Source organism: Pseudomonas sp. PGPR40, from assembly GCF_022014505.1.
Lineage (GTDB): Bacteria > Pseudomonadota > Gammaproteobacteria > Pseudomonadales > Pseudomonadaceae > Aquipseudomonas.
Genome location: NZ_JAKLSP010000001.1, coordinates 45,894 through 68,667, shown reverse-complemented (window position 1 = coordinate 68,667; position 22,774 = coordinate 45,894). Strand labels below are relative to the sequence as shown.

The window sequence follows — 22,774 nt, the reverse complement described above, 5'->3', positions numbered from 1 at the left end:
CGTGCGCCCTCCTCTCAGATCCAGCGCGGATCAATCTCCCCGGTCCAGGCTAGTAACGCCGCCAACAGAAAGAAACTGCCGCAGGCCGATTCGACCTTCTGCTCCACCGCCGCCGAGGTGCGATAGCAATGGCCGGTAAAGCGCCCATGCTCGAAGTCGGTGCTGCGCACGATCGCCGCCAATAACTGGCCCGCCTGTTGCCGCAGCACCTCAGCCTCGACGGCATCCATCGCCTGTCCTTGCAGGGCCAATGCGACCATCGCCGCGGCGCACGGGTCGCTCAGTCCCATGGGCTGATCCAGGCGATTGACCGGGACGCACACGCCTCGACTGCGCAGCCAGTACTGGCTTGCCCTTTCAGCGTCGCTGCTGAACGGCGCACCGTATAAGCGGGCGCCCGTCCCCAGGCCGAGCATGGCCCAGGCCTGACCCCGAGACCAATTACCCGGGACATCGCCGGCCTGCCATTGCCCTTGGTCAAAACGTGCGTGGCTGCTCCAGGTACCGTCCGCGCCAGCGCAGGCACGGAAGGAGGTTTGCAACTGTTGGCGGCCCAGTCCCAGCAGTCGTGGTTCGGCATTCAGGGCAAACAGTTGCAGGGTCGCGGCCAGCGGATCGATGCTCAAACAGCTGTCACCCTGTTCACCGCCGCCCATTTCGCGACCGAGGGGGATGCAGCCCAGCACCGGATCGAACGCCCGGACCAGGCGTTGCATCGCCTGCTCCGTCAGTTCCTCGGCCTGGGGATCGGCCAGCAGGCGTGCGCCCAACCCGGCGCCGTACCAGAAAATCAGGCTGCGATGATGGGTATCGCTGTCGAGCTTGTCCCGCAGCCGCTCGGCGATGCGCAACGCCTGTTGCAGATCCGCCCGGCGCCCGCTGCAATGGGCTTTCAACCACCACAGGCCGGCCCAGAATCCGCCCAGCCAGGAACCGCCCGCAGACACTTTCCACAGCGTATTGTTTCCCGTGCAATACAGGGGAAAGCCCTGGCCACATGTGGCGTCGATCTGCTCCAGTCGAGTGAAGATGGCGTTGATGGCGCGCCGAACTTCAGCGGTCTCAAGGGGCCGATGCGGGATCTCGAAGGCACTCATTTGACCACCCTCAAGGACGACTCGACCGCCACACCCGCAGTGCTTCTGTGGCGTAGTCTGACCCGCGTCAACAACAGGCTCAGCAGGCAGCCCACCAGCAACACCCCGATCAGCGCCAGCCAGGCATAAGCAAACCCCCGCGACCCGTTCTGCACCATCCCGAACAACGGTGGCCCCAGAGCAAAACCACCAAAGAACCCCACCGACAGCAAACCCGCAGCCGGCGCCGGGCTGCCGAAGCCCGGATCGCGCAGCACCATGCTCATGGCAATGGCATTGGTCGCGACCGCGGTCAGCCCCATGCCCAGAGCGCCGGCCCACAACGGCCAATGACTGCCCGGCGTGGCCAGGGAAGTCAGCCACAAAGCCAGGCTCGACAGCAGCAATAACACCAGCAGCAGCCAGGACTCATCGGGCATGCGCGCGCCCAAAGGTGTAAGGAAGATCCGCGCAACAATGCCCATCACGCCGAAGCCCGCAATCAAGCCGCCGATCAATGCCGCAGGCATTCCCTGTCCTGCGGCGAACACCCCGAGAAAGGTCACGAACGACGAAAGCACGATGCCGACGCACAACTGCACGCTCATCAGCAGCGCCAGTCGCCCGTTGGGCCGGGCAACGGCAAGGCTCAGCGGTTTACCCTTGTGCTCCCGAGGGGCTACCCGCGGCCCCAGAAACACCAAGAACAAGGCCGGCACCAACAAACTCGCCAAGGCCATGCGCCAGCCGAAAACCACTGCCAGGGTCGGCAGCAACAAGCCTGCAAACAACGCCGAGACCTGTACGCCGGATTGTTTCAAGCCGACCACCGCCGCCTTATGCCGGGGTTCGACGCGCTCGGCGATCAACAAATTGGTCACCGGATTAGCCAGTGCCTGGGCAATCCCGCACGCTGCCAGGGCCAACACCACGCCGACAAATCCCGGCAGGCTGGCCAGCAATCCATAGGCGCCCACCGTGCTCCAGAACAACATCGCCATGGCCCGCCGGGTGCCCAACCAATTGACCAGCGGCCCGGCCCACAACGACAACAGCGCGGCAAAACCGAAGGCGCTGGTGATCAGCCAGCCCAACCAATGGGTCGGCACTCCAAGGTCGGTGACAATCAATGGGCCGAGGGTGCCGACGGCGTAAAAGATCAGCATCGGCAAGGCCATGGCGGCGGTCAGCACCACCCGCAACCACCAGCCCTGCGGAGCGTTGTGCTCAGTCATTGACCTGTTCCCTGTACCTGCGATGGCCAGTCGAAATCCAGTCCTTCGTCGCCGCAACTGTCCAGCAGCTGTCGCCCCACCGAGCTGATCAGAGCATCGTCGGTGCCATCGAGAATGTGTGTGGTCCGTGCAGTGCGGTAAATCCCTGACAGGGGTGACAGTTCGCTCAAACCCTCGGCGCCCATGATCTGGATCGCCGAATCCACTGCCTCGCTCAACGCCTGGGACGCGGCGACCTTGGCGATGTTGACCTCGATGCTGTTGGCCACCCCGGCATCGTGTTTACCAGCGGCGTCCTGCAGCAGCGCCCGGGCGCTGGCGATGGCTTGATAGACCTTGAATACCCGCTGGCGCACCAGCTGTTTATCCGCCAGCCGCGCCTGTTGGCCACGGGCCGAATGGATACGCGCGCACATCAGGTCGAAACAGCGCTGGGCCAGGCCCAGCCAGTGCACCGAGCGCAATATCCGCCCCAGCCCCAGGCGCTCCTGCATCAGCGCCAGTCCTTGCCCCGGTTGTCCCAACACATGGCTGGGCGGAACCCGCACCTGATCGAAGGACAGCTCGCCCTGCCCGGAAAATCGTCCGAGGATCGACAACGGTCGCTCGACCCGAAAACCCGGCACATCACTGGGCACCAGCAACATCGACAGCCCGTTTTCCAGCGGGCCGGAGTTGGTGCGGGCAATCACCGTGACCAGGGCCGCGCGCTCGGCCCGGCAGATGAACCACTTGCGCCCGTTCAACAACCACTGGCCGTCAACGAACTCGGCGTGGCTGCTCAGGGTCGCCGGGATCGAGCCGATGCTGTCGGGCTCGGACATGCCGTAACTGGAGACCAGCGTCCCCGCCGCCAAAGGTTCGAGAAAGCGCTGGCGAATGTCCTCGCTGGCATGCCGGGTGAGCATGTGCAGATCCAGGGTGGCATCGTCACCGAAGATCGCCGGGGCGTACTCGGAACGCCCCTCCTGCTCGGCCACCGCCAGGTAGTCACGCAGGCTGGCGATACGCCCGCCGAGGGCCTGCGGGTAAAAGCTGCCCCAGAGCCCGGCGGCCCGCGCCTCGGCGCAGAGTTCGGCCATATGCCGGGCGGCCTGCCGGGGCTCGCCCGCCAGCTCACTTTCCAGTGGAATGATGCGTTCATCGACAAAACGCCGCACCGCTCGGGCCAGTTCCTCGCTGTCCCGGATGTCGGTCAATGGCTGCGCTCTCAACATGCGATGCCCGCCCCGCACTCGAGAAACGCCACTTCGGCGGCCAGGGATTTTTTGTCGATCTTGCCTGCCGGGGTCAGCGGCAGTTGGCGGTAGAAACGCAGGTACTCCGGCAGTTTGTTGACCTCCAGGCCCTGCTCCCGCAGGTAGTCGGTCAGCTCGCTCAAGGAGAAGCGCGGCGCGCCGTCGCGCAGCGTCACGCAAATGCACACCCGCTGGCCGAGGTCCGGATCCGGCACCGCTACGCAAGCGACGCTGACCACATCGGGGTGGCCGGTGGCCAGGGTTTCGATCTGCACCGGGCTGATATTGGCACCGCCACGGATGATGATGTCCTTCTTGCGCCCGGCCAGAATCAGGTAGCCATCGGCATCGATATAACCCAGGTCGCCGGTGTTGACCCAGCCTTCGGCATCGCGATATTGCGCGTCGAGTTCCGGAGCGTTGACATATTGCATCGGGCTCAGCGGGCCGCGGGCCTTGATTTCGCCGACGCTGCCTTGTGGCAATTCAATGCCTTGCTCGTCGCAAATCTTGATCGCGCACACCGCCGGGTTCGGCCGGCCGACGCTGTAAAACACCACGTCCTGGGCATCGTCCAGCGTGTTGTGACAGTTCACCCCGTCCGCCGAACCATAGAGGCTGATAAAACCGCAACCGAACGCCTCGACACAGCGGCGCACGGTCACTTCATCAATCAGCGAACCACCGCAGATTAGCCCCACCAGGCTGGATTTGTCGACCTGTTCCAGGCGGGCGTCGGCGGCGATGCGCTGGAGCATGGTCGGCACCCCGAGAATGTGGGTCGGACGCAGTTGCTCGATGGCCTCGATCGCCGCCCCGACGTCGAACTGCGGCAGCACGGCAATCGAACCGCCGAGCCAGGACAGGCTGCCAAACGTGGCGGTGGAACCGAAGGACGATCCCAACGGCACCAGATACAGCCCGCGGAAGGTCTCGCCTTCGGGGTGGACGCGCTGCAGGAAACGCCCGCGCCCGCCCACCAGGGCGTTGTGGGAATAGGCCACCAGCTTGGGCTCGGATTCGGTGCCGGAAGACACCAGCAAGCGCACCGGCGAGTTGGGGCAAACCTCGGGCAATTGCGCTTGGGTCAACGGCTCGGCCTGGAGCATGTCTTGCAGTCTCAGCCAGCCGCTCCGGACCTCACCTTCAACGATCAGCACCCGCAACGACAACAGGCTCGGTCGAAGGGCCTCGATGACCTGGCACAAATCGATGCCGGCATACTCCGCTGGAACGATCACCGCCCGCGCATCGCAACGACGCACCAGGGCCTGGATATCCAGGCTGCCGCGTCCCGGTGGAAACGGCGCGACCACCGCCCCCAAGGCTGCGGCGGCGAGGTCAATGGCGCAACTGCGCCAACTGTTGGTCAGTTGATACGCGACCACATCGCCGGCGACGATGCCAGCGGCGCGCAGGCTCGCGGCCATGCGCAGCGCGGCATCATGCAACTCGCCATAGCTGAGTGTGCCTTCGGGTGAGAGCACCGCCGGTTTCTGCGGAGCACGTTGCGCGTGTTTGCGAAACAGTTGGTAGACCGAACGGTTGGGGTAGGTGCCGTCGCGTTCCCAGACACTGCGAACGTCAGCGGGGACCAGATCAATAATGCCTGCGTTATTCATCGAAAACTCCAGTGAGCGTTGACCGAGGTATAGGTATTCACGCTTAAACACGTCTTCAATCGCCTGTCTTGAGCCAGCTGTGACAGGTCTTCTACGGCCACGACGGCCGGAATAGCGGCGTCGCCCAGCACCTGTTGCCAGGTAGCGGCGGACTGCGACGCCAAGGCCTCGCGAATCAGCCCATCACGCCTCTCGAGGTCGCTGTGCAGATCGCTGTGCAGATCGCAGGCGAGGATATTTTCCAGTTGCTGGAACTGGACCGGGGTCTGGCAGTCGATGGCCAACAGACCGGCCAGCGTTGGGTACACGCCCTTGAACACACTGCTGTCGGCGGTATCCGTCCCTTGCAGTGACTGCACGCATAACAGGTTGGCGGCGCCGAGCAGCGAACTGTCGACGCGTACGCCCTGCCCGCTGAGGGCGCGGTGCAGCAAGGCGGCGCTGACCCCTTGAGCCGCGACCACACCGCCCAGCACATCCAGCACGGTGAACAGCGAACCACCCGGCGTCGCCGAGGCCAGGCCAATCTGTTCCCCAACGCCGGACCAGGCCTGGACCACGAAGTCGGTGCCCGGCAAGGATTCGCCCGCACGGTCATGGCCCCAACCACCGGCGTAGGCGTACACCAGCGCCGGATTGACCCGCATCAGGTCGGCACGGTCCAGTGCCAGTTCGGCGGCCTTGCCCGGCGCCCAGTTGTGCAGGAACACGTCGGCGTCCCTGACGCGCTCGTACAGCTCTTCGCGGCCGGCGGCGGATTTGATGTCCAGCTCACGGACCTGTTTGTGCCGATTGAGGGCGTCAAAGCGCACCGACACCCCATCGACGCAAGGCGGCATGCCGCGCAACGGATCGCCGCCGGGCAGTTCGATGCGAATCACCTCGGCCCCCAGCAGCGCCAACAGATGTCCGGCCAGCGGACCCTGGATTCGTCGGCACGACTCGATCACCGTCAGGCCGCTCAAGGGCAGTGCTTGCCCATTCAAGTCAGGCAGCGCTTTGCCGCCCGCGCTGACAGCGTCAAAGGCCCACGGGCCCTGCTCCAACTGAGCGGGCAGATCGCGGTCAGCCCGGCGCTCGGCGAGGCTGCGCACCGGGCACAGCGCAACGCCGCTCAAGTCGCACAGGGCGCTGATCCGGGCGATGGACAAGCGCGCCAGGGTTTGACGGAACACCGCCGGCATCGGCGCAACAGCTTTGGCATAGCGCAGCAGGAAGGCCTTCCAGCCCTGACCGGCCTGTTCGCCGTCGATGCCCACCGCCGCCCAAAAGCGCCGCCAGGGTTCGGCATCCAGGGTTTCCAGTTCGAAATGCACGCCATCGGCCGACACAAAGGGCGGACGATTCTTCGCGCAAGTCGCCCCCGGCAACAGCCGCTCGGCCTCGGCGCCTGCGGTCGCTCCCGCCAGATACTGGGCAATGCCCAACACCCCGGCGGCGCCCATGGAGGTGGTCACTGCGCTGAAATCGCCACCGCGCAACTGCCCCAGCGCGGCGGCAAACACACCTTGCAGGGCCAGGCTCGCGCTGAGGGTCGAGACATAATCCACGCCAAGGCCTTGGGCCTTGCCGCTGGCCCGGCCATGCACCGACATCAGCCCGCAGGCCGCCTGTACGGTGTGCTCGGTGACACCGGCACAGCTGCCGTCGGGCCAACCTTGAATCAGCCCGTTGAGCGGTTTCAGATCGGGATGGTGCAGGGTAAAGCTCAACCCCCGCTGTAGCGGATCATCGGTGATGGTCTGCGGGTTCAGGCCCAGCGTCGTCGCCTGGTAGCGCAGTGACGCTGCCAGCGGCGCGAAGCCGACAGGTGAAGAGGCAAAGGAGCCGCTGAGACTACATCCATGTAAAAGACGGGACATAAAACATTCGCCAGAGTGGTTGCATAACGCTGCGCGGACGGCCTCGGGTGAGGTACGCCGCGCAGGCCCGGAGCCATCAGCTGCAATCAGCCACCGGCCACTGCCGGCAGAATGGTGATGGCGTCACCGGCCTTGAGGGAGGTGGCCAGGTTGTCGGCAAAACGGATGTCGTCATCGTTGACGTAGATGTTCACGAAACGATGTACCTGACCGTCGCCAATCAAACGTTCCTTAACGCCCGGGTACTCCCGTTCCATCTGTTCGATCACTTCAAGAACCGTACTTCCCTGAACTTCGACGCGCTTCTGATCTTGAGTAAATGAGCGCAACAAAGTTGGCACCATGACGGAAATCGACATGCAGAACTCCCTGAGCCTTAACAAGGCTTTTGTATTTAATTAATTGATGAATGTTTAATGTCGCGCCGGCATCAAGTTTCAACGAACGACATGAATACTTTCTTCGGTAACTTTGCGATTGACGATTCGAAAACTGCGCACCGCCACATCAATATCCGGCAAAGTTGAAACAATCACGTAGTGCACCGACGCATCACCGGCGTACTGCACATCTTCAGCACTGGGGTAGGCCGCGCTGGCGGTATGGGAGTGATAGATCACCCGGCATTCCTCGTCCCGCTCATCCAGTTCACGCCAGACTGCCAGTTGCTGTTTTGGCGCAAAGCTGAAAAAGGTCGGCGAGCGCGCCGCATTGTCCATGGCGATCAGCCGTTCGGCGGTCCTGGCGCCAGCGGGTGCGGCGATGATGCCGCAGGTTTCCAGCGGATGATCCCGCCGCGCCTGTTCCAGCATGGCCTCCAGCAGTCCGGCACGAATTCTCAACATGCTCGCCCCCCGCTGACGTTCAATAACTCGGCAACGTCGGCTCGACGTCCCGTACCCAGGCCAGTACGCCGCCGTCGAGGTTGCGCACATTGCTGAAGCCCAATTGCTGCAATTCCAGCAACACCGCTTTGGAGCGCAACCCGGATTTGCAGTGCAGAACCAGGTTGGCGTGCTTGCCGAATCGGGTCTCGATCAACGCGGCGGTGTTCGGCCCCTTGGGTATGTGCTGGGCACCCTGAATGCGCACGATGTCCCACTCGGTGCGCTCGCGCACATCGATCAGCAGCACATCTTGATTGCCTTCGCGCAGGGCTTGCAGCTCCCGGGCACTGATGGACGGAATGTCCGAAGGCTGCACGCCGTGGGGCGCGGTCAGGCCGCAGAACACTTGATAATCGCTCAGGGCGGTGATCGGCTGGCGGCCGGGAGCGCGGCGCAGCGGCATTTGTCGGTAGGACATTTCCAGAGCGTCGTAGACCATCAGGCGCCCCAGCAGGCTTTCGCCGATGCCGGTGATGAGTTTGACCGCCTCGGTGGCCATGATCGCTCCGATAGAGGCGCAGAGAATGCCCAATACCCCGCCCTCGGAGCAGGAGGGTGCCAACTCCGGGGGTGGCGGCTCCGGGTACAGGTCGCGGTAATTGAGACCGACGTCGCCGGGAGCATTTTCCCAGAACACCGAGGCCTGGCCCTCGAAGCGGAAGATCGAACCCCAGACGTAGGGCTTGTTGGCCAGCACGCAGGCGTCGTTGACCAGATAGCGAGTAGCGAAGTTGTCGGTGCCGTCGAGGATCAGGTCGTACTGGCTGAACAACTGCACCGCGGTGTCCGGTTCCAGACGCTGGTCATAGAGGTTGACCTGCACATGGGGGTTCAGATCCTTGATCGCCGCGGCGGCGCTTTCAACTTTCAATTGACCGACGGTGGCCACCCGATGAATGACCTGGCGTTGCAGGTTGGACTCGTCCACCCGGTCGAAATCGATGATCCCCAGCGTGCCGATGCCAGCTGCCGCCAGATACAACAAGGCCGGTGAACCCAGACCGCCCGCACCGATAACCAGTACTTTACTGCTCTTCAAGCGACGCTGGCCTTCAAGACCGACATCGGGAATTAACAAGTGTCGGCTGTAACGGGTTATTTCTTCATTACTTAGGATTGCAACGGGTTCTACAAGAGCAGGAAGTTTCATGGCGAATACCTGTTACTGAATGCAACCGATTCTCAAGCAGCCACTTCAATTAATCAATTCGACGGGTCTGGATTTTCATATTCAGAACACACGTTTTTGTATGAATTTAAACAATCGTCGATTGCATGTGACAAATAGATGAAAGCCCTCTTTCGAGGGCTTTCATGGGCCGCTGATACCGTCAGGCGAGGAAGGTCGACATGTCCTTGCACACGGCACTGAAGGCCTCGACGAAATGCCGCGCCTCAGCATCGCTGAGCACCAGCGGTGGCTGGATGCGCATCACCCGGTTGTTGTTGGCGGTGACGAAAGTCAACACCCCATGCTCCCTCGACAGTTTGCTGACGAAGCGCAGCACGAACATCTCCTCGAAGTTTTTCTCCACCTCGCTGATGGCTTCCTCGATATGCCGCTTGGCCTTGCCCGACAGCATGCGATAGGTGCCCGCCGCGTTCCCCGGAATACGGCTGGCGAACTCACGCACGAACGCCTCGACCCCACCGTGAAAGCTGTATTCGAACTCGATGGCGATCATCAGCCCGATGCCTCGCACCTCGCGGATGAACGGGTAAGCGCTGACCGCCTCGCGCAGCGCTTCCTTGAGTTGCCCGCCGACCCGCGCGGCATTGCCGGCCAGATCTTCATCGGCGATCACGTCCAGGGTCGCGAGGGCCGAGGCCGAGGCGAAATTGCCGCCGCCGAAGGTTGAAGTATGCAGGGCGAAGGTATCGATGCTGCCGTAAGCGCGGTCCCACAGCGCCGCGCTGGACAGGGTCGCGCCAATGGGCACGGCGCCTCCGGAGAGGGACTTGGACAGCACCAGGATATCCGGCACCACCGCCTCCCACTCGCAGGCGAAGAGCTTGCCGGTACGCCCGAGACCGGTCTGGATCTCGTCGAGAATCAACAGGCAGTCATGGGCGCTGCACAGCTCGCGGACCTGTTTCAGGTAACCGGCGGGCGGCAGTATCACCCCGCCCTCGCCCTGGATTGGCTCGAGGATAAAAGCACCGATATCACCCTGGCTCAAGGCTGCCTCCAGCGCTGCCAGATCGCCGAAGGGAATTGAATCGCAGCGCGACAACAGCGGCTTGAACGGGTCGCGATGTTTGTCGCGGCCAGTCACCGACAGCGCGCCCAACGTCTTGCCGTGATAGCCGTTGTCGCAATACAGCACCCGAGGGCGCTGCATGGCGGCGATGGCCAGTTTCAACGCGGCCTCGATCGCCTCGGTACCTGAGTTGCTGAAGAACACCCGCTCCAGGTTGCCCGGCGCCAACTCGCTGAGACGCTGCGCCAGCAGGCTGGTTTGCAGCGGCACCGAGACGTACTGGACGAAAGTCGGGTGCTGCTGTTGCAAGTACGCTTGCAGCGCCTGGTTGATCCGCGGGTGGTTGTGTCCGGTATTCAGGCAGCCATAACCGGCGACGAAATCCAGGTAGCGGCCACCGTCCAGATCGGTCAACCAGCAGCCGCTGCCGTGGGTGAACACCCGCTCGATATGGTTGAACTGATAGAACTCACGCAACACCGGATTGATGTGCTCGCCAAAACAACGCAGGACTTCGGCACGCAATGCTAGCGGCTGGTCGACGGACGGGGTTGCCATGGCTCGTCGATGGAAACGGCGCAAGGCCTGGAAGTCTTCCTCGCGCAGGCGCTCGCCATAGGACGCCATTGGCGATGGAGAGAAACCGTGCAACTCGGCGATCCGGCCGATCTCCAGTACCCGCTCCTCGGGCAGTTCGCGGCCGATGGAAAACGCCTCGGCACGCCCTTCCAGGGCCAGCACCAAGGTTTCCGCCAGGCAGCCGTTGAGGAATTTCTTCGGTGCCAGGCCCAGGGTCTCGGTGCCGAAACGCAGGGCTTCACTGGCCGAAACCAGACCACCGTCGATGATCAGGATGTCTTTGCGATCATGCTGAAACGGCAACACATCACGCGGCAAGGCGGCGTCCACCACCACCGAGCCCGGTGCCAGGCGATACGGATCGATCACTCCACCACTGGACGTCGCGGCGACGTAGAAGCGCACCTCGTCGTAGCAGCTGTCGATGTCGGCGGTCATGCGCACCTGGCCGTGCATTTCCGTCGGCAGATACGCCAGGCTTTCGCGGCCTTGTTCGACGCTGCCGCGATGCACCAGGCGCAGACGGCAACCATCCCGGGCCAGCAGCTTGGCAATGACCAGGGCAATCGAACCGGGGTAACCGACCACGGCCACTTCGCTGTCCGCTGGCGGCACCTCCAGGCGGGCCATGGCTTCCAGCACATTCTTGTAGGCGGCATAGGCCGTGAGCGAGTTGCCGGTGGTCACCGGCACGCCGCTGCGGTCCAGGGTCTGCAAACCGCGGTTGCCGACGATCGCGGTAAAACCGCCCAGGCCGACCAGTTGCGCGCCCTGCTCTTTCAGGCTTTGCACGCCTTCGAGTACACGGCCGGCAATGGTTCGCGGCTGGCTGAGCATCTGCTCGGCGGTCAGCGGCAGGTAATGCAGGATGCCTTCACAGGTCGCGCCGGTGGCGCTGACGATGCGCCCGAAATCGGCGAACGGCACCAGGTTGCGCGGCTGCCAGAGTTGGGCCTGATAACCACGATCCTGTTCGGCGAGGGTGCGGTCCAACAGGTCGATGATCTTTACCTGACGTTGCAGGGCGATGGAGGTTGGGTGGGCGATAAAACCGAATTTCATAGGGGGCTGTCCTGGGTTCTGGCTCATTGACGGTTCCAAGCGGTTTCGGAGACCAGGCTCAAGCCATCGCCTTCCGAGTTATGGGCCAGCAACACGTCGAAAATATTCAATTGTCCGGGCCGCGTCAGAGCGCTGCGCAGGTGCGCTTCATCGAAGCTCACCAGACGTTCGCGGTGCAGGCTGATCGGCCCGACTCGCTCCAGCGGTGCCGCCAACGACGCCGCACTGGTCACCGCGACCTGTTGTGCGCCATTGTGGGCGTAGCGTTTGTCGAGGTAGGTCTGAATCAGCGATAACAGGCCATTGGTGAGGTAAAACAGGGTGACGTTACGCTTTGCCGCCCCAAGGTCCTCGGCCAGTCCCTGGACCAGCCGCGCCTCGATATCCGGCACCAGCGCCCGGGCGCCGTCGCCGATAAAGGCCAGAACATTGCCAGTCCCGGTCACGGCGATATAGGGCAAAGCCATCAGCGCATCACCCATCAAGGCGCGCCCGTACCACCCGGAAAAACCCGGATCGGTGCGCGGCACGTTACGCACCGCCGAAATGCCGCAGCGGCCGACGTCATACACGCCGATATAGCGATAGTCCTGCTGCTCGATCAGTTCGCGCACCAGGTTGCCCAAGCGGCGAAAGAAATAGTTGGAGGTCATCGGCAAGGTTTCGATGTGGTCCGCCGCCACGCTCTCGCTGGTGGAGGACAATGCGTTGAGCTTGGCGCGACGCAAGGCGAGGATCTGCGGCTCGACCTGTAAGCCTCGCTCGATGTGATCGAGGAATACATCCAGCGGCACATCCAGCGCCAGGTCGGTAAAGGGCGAAAGATGCCGCGGCTCGTGGTTGACCTGCACCACCCGCAACTGGCGCTTGAGCTTGCCTTCGGAAAACGGCGTGGCGGCCTGGTCGACCTTGCCCTTGAGGAAGAACACGCAGTGGCTCTGCGGCCCGTTCAACTCGTGGTCGGTGTGCACGAACTGATAGACCCGGCGGCTGAAGCCATATAACGACAACGGCCCCAGATAGTGCGGCACCGGCCGCCCTTCGTGGTAAGGACCGACACTGCCGGGCTGGGTGATGCTGTCGGCCAGACCGATGGCGCCGCGTTCGGCCAGGGCGTGGACTCGCTGCCGCTGTCGCTCGCTGAGCTTGCCGCACTGCCAGAGCAGGTGCAGCGGCTGATGGTTGATCAGATCCAGTGCCTGATCCAGCGCCTCGATCTGCGTGCTGTTCAGCAGCGTTGACGGGGCCGTCGGTGGCTCAGGCAAACGCACATCCAACGGCACCAGAGGCCGGGATTCGAGTACCCCTTGGGTGGCCAGGATGAACACCGGTTCGGACCGTTCGGCGAGCATCGCGAAAGCCTGCTCCAGGCAGGCGCCAATCTCCTCGACCTTGCGGATGAACACCTGGCGCAACCCTTTGGCCTCGATCACCCGACGCCCGTCGTTGTCACCGTCATGCGTCCCCTGGAAGGCATACCAGACACTTTCCGGACTGTCGGCGCAGATGATCAGCCCGGGCGCGCCGAGGCGTTTGAGGTTGGCCAGGGTGCCGCGGAATTCATCGATCATGCCCGAGGTCACGGTGATCACATAGGCCCGCTCAAACAACTGCCATCCGGCCATGGCGCTGACCGCCAGGCTGTGTTCGTTGCAACCGCTGAGACAGCGCACGCCGGTGCCGGCGACGTTTTGCTGCATGGACTGGATCAACCCCGCCACCATCGAACCGGTATAGGAATGAAAGTCCCAGCGTTCCTGCCAGCGACTGCGCATAAAACGCGTCACTTCGGTGGCCAGGCTCACCGACAACAACGGGCCGCTGATGGAGCGCGCGAGCAGACGGTTGAAGTGGGCATGTTCCAGGTGATCGAGGACGATCCGCAGCAAATCCGCGCGCCGCGCCCCACGGTCTTCTCCCTTCACTCGCAGATGACGATTGCCACCCATGCGGTTCATCCACCCTGGCAAGGCCGACAAGCTGCAATACAACAACGCCGAATGGGGTGACAGGCGCGCGTTCGGCGCGGCAGCGATCAGTTCGTCGAAGGGGTCTTCAACGCCAGCCTCTGCCTGTTCGCCCAGGTCGAAAATGAACAGCTCGCTCGACAGACGCGGGTCGAGATGGCGCAAACGCGATTGCGCCGCCTCGACCGAATCGAAGGACATCAACCACAGATCGGGCAGCGCAGCGGTATTCGCCGGGCTACCCTGCAGATAATTCCGGGCCTGGACCATCAGGGTTTCCAGTACCGCCTCGCTGCGCGGCCGTGGCCCCAGGGCACGGTGCATTTCTTCGCAGCCTCCGATCGTCAGTGGCCAGTCAGTGGCAGTGGCAGGTGGCTGCAAGCCGGCCTGCAACTGCTCAATGACAAAGGTCACATCCTCGATCAGAGGCTCGGACTGGGTAACCAGACAGATACCTAAGGTTGCCTTCATGGACTCATCCTTACTCAAGTCAGACTTACGATTGAATGGCTCGCTGCTGTGGCCCATGGCCCTCAACTCGAGCCGGACCGGGCGCCAACCGCCATGTCGGCGCCTTCTTGTATAAACCGGCCGTGGCCACGGTGATCGAACGCCGGGCAGCCAGGGCCAGCGCACAGACCACGAACATCGCCAGGGACAGACCGGCCAGCATGCCCACATGGCCGCTGTGGTCGAGGAGCACCCCGGCGGCAATCGGCACCAGCATGCGTGTCAGCACGAACAGGCTGGCTTGCAGTCCGTAGTCGGCGGCTTGCCGATCTTCGCGGGAGAAAAACATCATCAGGGCGAAGACCAGTGTCGACACCGCGCCCATCGCCGTGGCCAACAAGAAAGCCGCGGCCACCAGCCAGGTCATCCCGGCCCGCAACCCCACCGCCGCTGTCAACGCCAGCAGGGCAAACAAGGCCCAGAACATAAATAGGGGTATCGCCCGCCCCGCCCCTAGACGCTGAATCAGACGCCCACCCAGCAGGCTGGCCAGAGCCCCCACCACACCGCCGCCGACGCCAGCAATCAAGGCCACTTGTTGGGCGGCCATGCCTTGGTCCAGCAGCAAGGGTTTGAGGTACAGCCAGGCGGCGCCGACAAAGGGAAAGCTGCTCAGCAATACCCAAGTCCACAGACGCGCACCGGGTTGGCGGAAATAACCCGACCAGTCGGCCAGCGAGGGTTTGTCCGGTGCTGCAGGCTCGGCAAAGCCTTCGCGCAGCCAAGCCAGGGGCAGCAATGCCAGCAGCAGACCTGCGGCCATCAGCAGAAACGGCGCCTGCCAGCCCCAGCGGTTATGCACCAGCAACATCACTCCGGCGCCGACAATGGCGCCGAGAAACAGCGCCACCGAGCGAATGCCGCCAGCACGAATCCGCTCGGACGGCGGCAGCAACTTGATTGCCAGGGCATTGACCGGGATGTCCGCCCAGGTCGTCAGCACCCCGGCGGTGAACGCCAGGCCGAACAGGTACACGCGATTGACCGTGATCGCCTGCTGGCTGACCACCACCAGCAACAGCGCCAGCAACAGGCACAGCCCCAGGGCCCATGTTCGGTAATGCCCGCGTTCACCGCGATAACGCTGCACGGGCAAGGCCAGGAGGAATTTGAACACGGCCGGCAAGCCGGCCAACTGAAACAGACCGATGTCGGTGCCGGACCAACCGTGTTCGCGCATCACCAGAGGCAACCCGAGCAGCAGATAAATGCTCGGCACCGCCAACACGAAACTCAGCCAGCCAAAAAGCAGTTGCAGACGCCAGGCGCCGGCATTGCGCTGGCGATTCATGGAGCACTCCGACGCGCCACCAGTACCGACACCGGGGTCATGGCGAAAGCCACTTCGGGGTAACTGTCGATATTGACGAAACCGGCCTGCTGCAAGGCTTCGCTCATGCCGCCGACGTGGGTCACTTGACGCCCGAGCATCTGCATCGACAGGTAATAAGGCATGACCCGCCGAGCGAGCTCCGGGTCTGCGGGGATTTCCGCATGGGCGCTGACCAGCACGCCGCCCGGGCGTAGCGCGGCATGAATCTTGGCCAGGGCCGCGGCCATGTCCGGGACGAAATGCAGCACCGAGGAACACCAGATCAGGTCGTAGCCTTCACCGATCGGATCGCTCGCCAGATCACCACCGCGTACATCCAGGCGCTGCTCCAGACCGGCCCGACGAATGTTATCCGCGGCCACGTTCACGGTCTGGGCGAAGTCGAACACCTCGCCGGTGAGCATCGGGTTGTCCCGGGCAAGAGCAATGGCCACCAGCCCCGGGCCACCGCCCAGATCGAGCATGCGCCGCGCGGCAGGGAACTCCGGCACCTGAGCCATCAGCCGCAACGCCACCTCCACGGTGACTGCCCGTTGCTCCTGGGCAATTTGCAAGCGCGCCGCCATGGTCCAGTTGTCGATGGTGGTCGCCAGATTCGGCGCCTGGCCGCTGAGCTGACCGGTGCGCACCTGTTCGCCAAGCTGACTGCCGAAATGCCGCAAGCCGCGCAGGCGAAAGGCCCAGGCGTCACCGCAATAATCCGCGGCGTCGGCTCGCAGGTAATCGCTGGCCACTGCGGTGTTGCGGTAATGGGGCGGCTGGTGATCGTCACGCTCCAGCAGTTCCATGCTCCAAAGCACCTCCAGCCAGTAGCCGGTATTGGCTGGGTCGAGCTGTAATTGCCGGGCAATCGCCAAGGCAGAGGTCGGCACTTGCAGCAGGTTGAACAGCTTCCACTCCAGGGCGATGCGCAAGGCATCGGCGCGTACCGCCGCGAGCGTCAGGTCCCAATAAGGTTGCAGGGGATGGGGGGATGCCAGGTTAATTCCGTTCATAGTTCGCCACTCATTGTTTTCATCGTTCACAGTTCGTAGCTGACCCGCAGGCCAATCTCCCGCGGCGGGCTATAGACCCGGGCAGTGCCATTCAGATAGCCGACGGCGTCGTAACGCTTGTCGGCGGCGTTTTTCACGTAAGCGCAAATGCCGTAGTGGCTGAAGTCGTAACCGGCGCTCAGGTCGATCAGGCCGTATCCGCCACGGCTGTACCGGTTGGCCGAATCCAGGTAGGTCTTGCCGACGGCACTGATACCGCCTTGGGCGTACCAACCCGCAGGAGCGTCATAGCGCAGGCTGAAGTGGCCGGTGAAGTCCGGCGCGAAGGGGTTGCGGTTGCCCTGATAGTCGTTGCTGCCTTCCATGAAGCGCTCGAAACGGGTGCGGTTCAGGCCCACGGCACTGACCATCCGCCAGTTGTCTGCGAGCAGGTATTCGGCTTCCAGCTCGAGCCCGGTAGAGCGCGCCGAGGCGGCGTTGGTGATGTACACCACCCCAGGCTGAATGATCTGCTGCACCTGCATGTCTCGGACGTCCATCCAGTACAGCGCCGCTGAGTAACGCAGGCGTTTGTCATCGAGCCAGCCTTTGGCTCCGATCTCGTAGGTTTTGACTTTTTCCGGGTCATAAGCGGGGTAATTGGCGGCGCTGGAAAAGGCGTTGAAACCGCCGGCGCGGAAACCTTCGGCATAACTGCCATACAGAAAGGCGTCGGGCTGCCATTCGTATTGCAGCGCCGCCTTGGGGGTGAAGCGTTGCCATTTGTCGCTCTGGCGGCTACCGACCGCCGGGTCGATATGCACCTTGTCCTGCTCGGCCCGGGCACCGAGCGTCAGCGTCCAGCGATCGGCCAGGGGCATCACCCATTGGCCGAACAGTGCCGTGGTATTGCCACCCAGTTTCACGTCAGTGCGGGTCAGGCGCAGAGGCAGTTTCTGTTCATAGGACAGGTCGTGATCGTCGCGATCGGCATAGGCGCCGAGCAGCCACTGGTTGTCGCGCCACTGACCTTCCAGTCGGAACTCCTGAGACAAGGTGTTCATATGGAAGTCGCGGCCAAGGTGGAACAGGTCCGCCGGCATGAAATCCGTGTCCTGCCGGACCCGGTCGTAGAAGTCATTGCGTGCGGTGATCGAGCGCAGCTTCAGGCCGGAATCAAGTTCATGCTGCACATCCAGGGACACGCTGCGACTGCTGGAGTGATTCCAGCTTGAAGTACCGGAACTCACCTCGCGCCGTGAGGCATTCACCGCGCCCCATTGCGAACCGCCATCACGATAATCCTGGCGGCTGTAGCGCAGATTGACGTCAGTGGCCAAACCCGGGGTCCAGCGCAGAACTGTCCGCGCGCTGTGCCGTTCGCGGTCATCGGCCTGGCCGCCACGCCAGACGTTGTCGATAAAGCCGTCCTGCTCCAGCCATTGCCCGGACACCCCGGCATAGAGAGTGTCCGCCACCAGGGCGGTACTGGCATCGGCGCTCAGGGTGCGCTGGTCGCGACTGCCTCCACCGGCTTCAAAACGCGCATAAGGCTCGGCCCCGGGTTGGCGGGTATAGATGTTCAGGACCCCGGCTTCAGCATTACGGCCGTAAAGGGTCGACTGTGGCCCCCGCAGGATCTCGATGCGTTCCACCCCCAGCAGGTTGTGGTCAAAGCCCTGCCCCATCAGAGTCGGCACGCCGTCCACCAGCATCAGCATCGAAGATGAAAACGCCGTGGGGCTGGAAGTCAGGCCGCGCACCACCGGCAGGTTAGTACCCGATTGTCCGAAAGGCTGAAAGGTGAACCCGGGGGTAATCCGGGCCAGGCGCTCCAGATCATCGATGGCGCCCTTGCGCAGGTCTTCACCGTTGAGCACCGACAGGCTGGCCGGGACCTTCTCCTGTTCCTGCTCGAACTTGTTCGCCGTGACGATCACCGACGGCAGTTCCGTCTGCGCGATCGCAGTCGTCACACCACCCACCCAGCAGCCGACAAACAGCGTATAACCGCTGACGTCCAACACATGCTTGCTCATTGCTTTCCCCATCAATGAATCAGCGCACTGCCCATCTGGAGATGGCAGTTGACTTGGAAACATGCTATTCATTAATGCGAATGCTTATCATGTAAGTTTATATGGATTCTGGATCAATCCATATTCAAGCCGTAGCCCAATCAAGGAGGACAGTAAAAGTGGCGGTCTTACAGAGGATTTCCCAGTCGTATCGAGTCGCGTCAACGAACTCGCTGCAGGTCAGCAACGACACCGGCGGCTGGATGCGCCAGCAATTGCCGGAAGAGTTGGGCGAGTGCTATTCAGAGCGTTTGTGCCTGGATGACGACTTGATGGTGGTGCGCTCGCGCTACCACCCCACGCGTAACCTGATCGAGGAAACCGTCAGCCCGCACAATCGCCATATGCTGGTGATTACCTTCGGCATGCAGGGCGACTCCGGGTACAAGGGCGCCGACGGTTCGGCGGTGTCGTTTCGCGCTGGTTACACCACCATCACCTCGTTCCAGCTGAGCCTCGGCGAGCGCTGTTACGAAGCCGGGGCAACAGTGTCCCAACTGCGGTTGCTGATTGGCGAAAGCATGCTCAGAAAGTACATCGGCGAGCAGCGCACCCGTCAGTTGCTGGGCAATGGCAACGTCCGCCAACTGGCATTCCAGAAAACCTCGGCGGCCAGCGCCAGCCATGCCTGCGCCCTGACCCGCTACCTCAACCAAGGGGTGACTGGCACCCTGGACATGCACATTCACACCCTTAGCCTGCTCTCCGAACAGCTGAAACTGCTGAGCCCTGCGGCCAGCGCCGAATGCCTGCAGTTCAGCGCGGTCGACATCGAGAAACTCGACCGTGCCCGGGACATCATGATCGAGCAGATGGACCAGCCGTTGACCATTCCCTACCTGTGCGCTGCGGTCGGGCTCAATGAGTTCAAACTCAAGGAAGGCCTGCATTACCGCTTCAACTCCACCCCGCACCGCATGCTTCACGAGATTCGCATGCGCAAGGCATACACCCTGCTCGAGAGCGGTTGTCAGGTGGCCCAGGCGGCGTATCAGGTAGGTTACAAGTTCCCCAACAATTTCAGCGCGGCCTTTACCCGGTTTTTCGGCAAGCCACCCAAAACGGTATTTGGCAAGCGGCGCTGAGCAATCAACGGCGCGCTCGAGCAGCCCTGAAGTTTCTCGCTGCGCAGGGCTCTCTTTCCAGCGCCCTTATCGAACCGCGCTTCAACTCCGATCAAAAACTGTTTTAAAACAATCGGTTGAAGCGCCTCGATAGATTATTGGACAAAAGGCTAGATTTTTGACTAGTGACATTTGACAGGCTGCCGGGAGTGGTCGATACCTAACAAGGTTGACGTATAACAAAGACGAAAGTCCGTTAGTGCATATACGCCACCCCTCAGCCTGATCATGATCAAAAAATGCTTGTTTTTCAAAGGGCAGAAAGTTCGGCCCCCTGCGGTAGCTTTGGTCAACGCAAGACCATCACCCTTATAGCGTTAAGTGATGTTTACACTTTTTCATCAAGAAGCCTTGTTGCAGCACAGCACAAATGAATTGTGCGCGCCCGATTACTGACCCGACTTATTCTTATCGTTAGCTGCTGAGATGTTTCATTATTGATACACCCGTTACAACAACTTAACACCTTCGCGATTCCTCGTTCTCAAAGAGCGCCAGAATCGTAACGGTGTCCCGATGCGCGAACAGGCGTGCTTAAAACCCATGCTACGGAGCTTGCCAGTATGTTAACAAGCACCCAAAGCTCTAACTGGTATCTTTTGCAGTGCAAGCCACGTCAGGACGAACGGGCACAAATCAATTTATTGCGACAAAACTACATCATTTTTTGCCCACAAATCATTAGCCAGCGCCTGATTCATGGCAAACCCCAAAACGCCCTTGAACCCCTCTTCCCCGGGTATCTTTTCATTCAGCTAAGCCGTGACGACAGGTGGGCACCTTTGCGCTCAACCCGGGGTGTCAGCCGAGTCGTCGATTTCAATCATGGCCCGGCAGTGGTCCCTGATGACGTCATCGAGCACCTGCGTAATCGATGCTTTAAACCACCAGAAATGCAGGAATCCCAACCGTTCAAGCCCGGAGAAGCACTGCAAATAACCCGAGGGCCGCTGTCGACACTCGAAGGTATTTTCCTGACCATGTTAGGAGACGAACGAGTCATGATTCTGCTTCACTTCCTGAATAGAGAACAACAAGTTCGTGTCCCGCTGACACACATTGAACGATTACGGCCTCAAGTTTAAATCTGCTGACACACTCTCTATAGCAGCGCATTCGGCAATTATTTAATTAATAAACTTTTACCCACAAAGCCCGCCATTACGATTATTTAATTCGCCGTTCTTGAACCAAGTTAATCAACCTGACTTATAAGCCTGTCTCATGAAGCCATTATTGATTTCACCTGGCCGTTCGCCGTTCACATTCACCCCTGTTTTTTCCGGTCTATAGTCATTGGATTCATCCCCAGGAGCAATGACATGACCCTCAAGACCCGCGGCCCTTTCGCACTGCTCATGATTTATTTATATCCCGGAACGGCTTGGTGTCTCGACCCCCAGTCCATTGATATTTATGGATTCGACTTCACGCCCACACTGTTATTTTCAGAAAGTTATGATGACAATTTCCGCGAACTGGAGCGGGGACGCCAATCTTCCATGGTGACTAAAATTGCGCCCTCTTTCGAGCTGAAGGCTGAAGACCGCAACAGTGCCACCCGACTTATCTGGCAGCCTACACAGTACATTTATCATGACGAATCGGATGCCTCGAATACGGCACAACGCGTGCGACTCAACAGCATTATGGAGTTCACCGATCGCCATCGCCTGAAACTTGACGCGGAAGCACGTAAATATGAACGCACGACGTCGACCGCCGTCGATGGCATCAATGACAAGATTCGCAGTAACCGCGTCAATGGCCTCTATACCTATGGCGCCAGAAGCGCTGCCAATCAGATCGATCTGGGCGCCAGTTATGCGCAACTTCGCTACGACAATTCGGGAGGCATCAACGACGACAAAGAGCGCAATACCACCGGCCTGACCACCACCTGGTATCACCGCATCGGCAGCAATACACGTGGATTGCTGGAATACGACCATACCGACTTTGATTACCTGTCCAACAGGCGTCTCAACAGCACCTCCGATGCAGTCCTCGCCGGTGCCGAATGGGACTTCACCGCACGCACCTCCGGCAAAGTCCGCGTGGGTTACGAGCGCAAGAACTTCGATGACAGCAGCGTCGATGACCTCAGCAATCCGACCTGGCAGGTAGACCTGCGATGGAAACCACGCACCTACTCGACTTTTTCGTTTATTGCCCGCCAGGCCATGGCCGAAGGCGACGATGGGGCTGATGCCGTCAAGACCACTTCGGCCCTGGTTGGCTGGCGTCATGGCTGGACCGAACGCATCACCACGGTGGCCGAAGTCGGGCTGTCCCGCTACGAATACGAAGGGCAGGAACGCACTGATGACCTTCGTGACTACAACCTCGCCGTGGAATACGAAATGCGCCGCTGGCTGGATATCGAGCTGGGCTATCGCTACCGCAACGATGACTCCGATGCCGACAATCAGAGTTTTGAACGCAACATTTTCTTGCTCAGCTTCAACGTAAGTCTCTAGGAGGTTTTCCCATGAACTCGCGAATGCTTGGCTTGTTGTTCGTGCCGTGGCTGTTGCCCGTGGCTTTTGCAGCAGACCCCGGCGCCCAGTACAAACTGGCCGCCGGCGATGTGTTACGCATCACGGTATTCGGTGAACGGGATCTGAGCTTCGAGAAAATCCGCCTCAACGATGCCGGAATGTTTTCCTATCCATTTCTGGGTGAAATCGCCGCCAAGGGACTCACGCCCAAACAGGTGGAAAAAGTCATCGTCGACGGGCTCAAGCAAGGTTATCTGGTCGACCCCAAAGTTAGCCTCAACCTGATCGTCTATCGCTCGTTCTACATCAATGGAGAGGTCAAAAAACCCGGCAGCTATCCGTTCGAGCCCGGGCTGACACTGGAGAAAGCCATCGCCCTGGGCGGTGGCCTGACCGAGCGCGCCTCGATCAAACGGGTAACTATCGTGCGCGGCGATGGCTCCCCATCACTGACTGACAAAGTCACGCGCAGCACCGCCATCGCCCCCGGTGACACCATCTCCATTGCACAAGGCTTTTTCTGAT

The 22,774-nt window shown here is 61.4% G+C and carries 17 protein-coding genes; 4 read left to right on the top strand and 13 right to left on the bottom strand.

Features of this window, described 5'->3' with window-relative positions; all coding sequences use genetic code 11:
• Positions 1-14 precede the first annotated feature (14 nt).
• The 13 genes from MEB48_RS00275 to MEB48_RS00215 form a co-directional block, all read right to left on the bottom strand.
• Positions 15-1,097 carry a glucuronyl hydrolase gene (locus MEB48_RS00275; protein ID WP_237880793.1) on the bottom strand — a complete coding sequence of 361 codons (1,083 nt, stop codon included), beginning with the start codon at positions 1,095-1,097 and terminating at the stop codon, positions 15-17.
• Positions 1,094-2,311, bottom strand: a complete 1,218-nt coding sequence (locus MEB48_RS00270) for an MFS transporter (protein ID WP_237880792.1) — start codon at positions 2,309-2,311, stop codon at positions 1,094-1,096. Before MEB48_RS00270 ends, MEB48_RS00275 begins: the two co-directional genes overlap by 4 nt.
• Positions 2,308-3,528: an acyl-CoA dehydrogenase family protein gene (locus MEB48_RS00265; protein ID WP_237880790.1), complete on the bottom strand. Its 1,221-nt coding sequence runs from the start codon at positions 3,526-3,528 to the stop codon at positions 2,308-2,310. Before MEB48_RS00265 ends, MEB48_RS00270 begins: the two co-directional genes overlap by 4 nt.
• On the bottom strand, positions 3,522-5,171 hold the full coding sequence (locus MEB48_RS00260) for a class I adenylate-forming enzyme family protein (protein ID WP_237880788.1): 1,650 nt from the start codon (positions 5,169-5,171) through the stop codon (positions 3,522-3,524). Before MEB48_RS00260 ends, MEB48_RS00265 begins: the two co-directional genes overlap by 7 nt.
• Positions 5,168-7,033: a CoA transferase gene (locus MEB48_RS00255; protein ID WP_237880786.1), complete on the bottom strand. Its 1,866-nt coding sequence runs from the start codon at positions 7,031-7,033 to the stop codon at positions 5,168-5,170. Before MEB48_RS00255 ends, MEB48_RS00260 begins: the two co-directional genes overlap by 4 nt.
• A gap of 86 nt (positions 7,034-7,119) precedes the next feature.
• Positions 7,120-7,392 (bottom strand): MoaD family protein, encoded by a 273-nt coding sequence (locus tag MEB48_RS00250; RefSeq protein ID WP_237880784.1) that lies wholly within the window; start codon positions 7,390-7,392, stop codon positions 7,120-7,122.
• A 78-nt stretch (positions 7,393-7,470) separates the two neighbouring features.
• Positions 7,471-7,878 carry a Mov34/MPN/PAD-1 family protein gene (locus tag MEB48_RS00245; protein ID WP_030128829.1) on the bottom strand — a complete coding sequence of 136 codons (408 nt, stop codon included), beginning with the start codon at positions 7,876-7,878 and terminating at the stop codon, positions 7,471-7,473.
• Between the two features lie 19 nt (positions 7,879-7,897).
• Positions 7,898-9,070, bottom strand: coding sequence for a molybdopterin-synthase adenylyltransferase MoeB (gene moeB / locus MEB48_RS00240; RefSeq protein WP_237880782.1), 1,173 nt, complete (start codon positions 9,068-9,070; stop codon positions 7,898-7,900).
• Between the two features lie 181 nt (positions 9,071-9,251).
• On the bottom strand, positions 9,252-11,762 hold the full coding sequence (locus MEB48_RS00235; protein WP_237880780.1) for an aminotransferase class III-fold pyridoxal phosphate-dependent enzyme: 2,511 nt from the start codon (positions 11,760-11,762) through the stop codon (positions 9,252-9,254).
• 23 nt (positions 11,763-11,785) lie between these two features.
• Positions 11,786-14,200: a decarboxylase gene (locus tag MEB48_RS00230; RefSeq protein WP_237880778.1), complete on the bottom strand. Its 2,415-nt coding sequence runs from the start codon at positions 14,198-14,200 to the stop codon at positions 11,786-11,788.
• A 25-nt stretch (positions 14,201-14,225) separates the two neighbouring features.
• Positions 14,226-15,530, bottom strand: a complete 1,305-nt coding sequence (locus MEB48_RS00225) for an MFS transporter (protein WP_237880776.1) — start codon at positions 15,528-15,530, stop codon at positions 14,226-14,228.
• Positions 15,527-16,567 carry an acetylserotonin O-methyltransferase gene (locus MEB48_RS00220; protein ID WP_237880774.1) on the bottom strand — a complete coding sequence of 347 codons (1,041 nt, stop codon included), beginning with the start codon at positions 16,565-16,567 and terminating at the stop codon, positions 15,527-15,529. Before MEB48_RS00220 ends, MEB48_RS00225 begins: the two co-directional genes overlap by 4 nt.
• A gap of 26 nt (positions 16,568-16,593) precedes the next feature.
• Positions 16,594-18,585: a TonB-dependent receptor gene (locus MEB48_RS00215; RefSeq protein WP_237880772.1), complete on the bottom strand. Its 1,992-nt coding sequence runs from the start codon at positions 18,583-18,585 to the stop codon at positions 16,594-16,596.
• A 158-nt stretch (positions 18,586-18,743) separates the two neighbouring features.
• Between MEB48_RS00215 and MEB48_RS00210 the strand changes: the two genes are divergently transcribed.
• The 4 genes from MEB48_RS00210 (at position 18,744) to MEB48_RS00195 (ending at position 22,773) form a co-directional block, all read left to right on the top strand.
• Entirely contained in the window at positions 18,744-19,709 is a 966-nt protein-coding gene (locus tag MEB48_RS00210) for a helix-turn-helix domain-containing protein (protein WP_237880770.1), read from the top strand.
• Positions 19,710-20,311: 602 nt separating this feature from the next.
• Positions 20,312-20,833 (top strand): transcription/translation regulatory transformer protein RfaH, encoded by a 522-nt coding sequence (gene rfaH / locus MEB48_RS00205; protein WP_237880768.1) that lies wholly within the window; start codon positions 20,312-20,314, stop codon positions 20,831-20,833.
• A gap of 237 nt (positions 20,834-21,070) precedes the next feature.
• Entirely contained in the window at positions 21,071-22,228 is a 1,158-nt protein-coding gene (locus tag MEB48_RS00200; protein ID WP_237880766.1) for an outer membrane beta-barrel protein, read from the top strand.
• An 11-nt stretch (positions 22,229-22,239) separates the two neighbouring features.
• Entirely contained in the window at positions 22,240-22,773 is a 534-nt protein-coding gene (locus MEB48_RS00195) for a polysaccharide biosynthesis/export family protein (RefSeq protein ID WP_237880764.1), read from the top strand.
• The last annotated feature ends 1 nt before the right edge of the window (position 22,774 follow it).